The sequence below is a fragment of the Desulfocastanea catecholica genome (assembly GCF_054657295.1).
In genome coordinates this window covers 1-790 of sequence record NZ_BAAHYZ010000110.1, presented here as the reverse complement: position 1 = coordinate 790, position 790 = coordinate 1, and the positions used below count along the sequence as shown (strand labels likewise).

The 790-nt window shown below is 50.0% G+C and carries 1 pseudogene; it reads left to right on the top strand.

Annotated features, from left to right (window positions below):
* Positions 1-67: 67 nt before the first annotated feature.
* Positions 68-790 (top strand): annotated as a pseudogene (locus ACYQ8U_RS23080) (IS1634 family transposase); the annotation flags it as partial.

Below are 790 nucleotides of genomic sequence, written 5' to 3'. Positions count from 1 at the left end.
CTTTTTTCTTGCCTTTTTCGCGTGCACGTATTAATTTTATACGTGCATTTTAAAGGGGAGTTTATTCATGGCTAAACCAATAACAGGAAAAACTCACGTCGGCGAACGGCGTGAGAAGCGTCCGAATGGCGATATTTACATCTATGAACGGATTACGGCCTACGACGAAAAGACCAGAAAGACCTATACGGTCAGTCAGAGGCTCAAGGGGAAAATCAAGTCGGGAACGCAAGAAATTGTGCCGACTCGTCCGAAAAAACACCAAGGCGAAGGAGGTATTGCCGATGCAACACGTCAGCATACCGGCCTCACGGACATCCTGGAATGGGTTGGCAAGGTTTCCGGCATTGATGATGATGTGCGTGCTTCATTCAGCGAAGGTGATTCGGCAAAGATGCTTTCTATCGCACGCTACTGGATCGGTTCCGGTGGCAACACGCTGCCGCGCCTTGAGAGTTGGCAGGTGATGCACCCCCTTCCATATCGTGAAACGATCACTGAAGACGTGTATGGCAAGCTGTTTAAGGATGTTGGTCGCAATGAAGAAGGCGTTCAGTGCTATTTTTCAGCTCGGGCGGCACGCCTGGGAGAGTCTCCTGTGCTGGCGTTTGACTCTACCACTATCTCGACCTACTCTGAAAATCAGTCGGAGGCACGGCAGGGGTTCAATAAGGATGGCGACGGACTCAATACGATCAAGCTTTTGACCTTATATTCCGTGGAGGCTCGCGAACCCATAGCCTTCGCTAAGCAACCCGGTAATATTCCGGATGTCATCTCCATTGAAAAC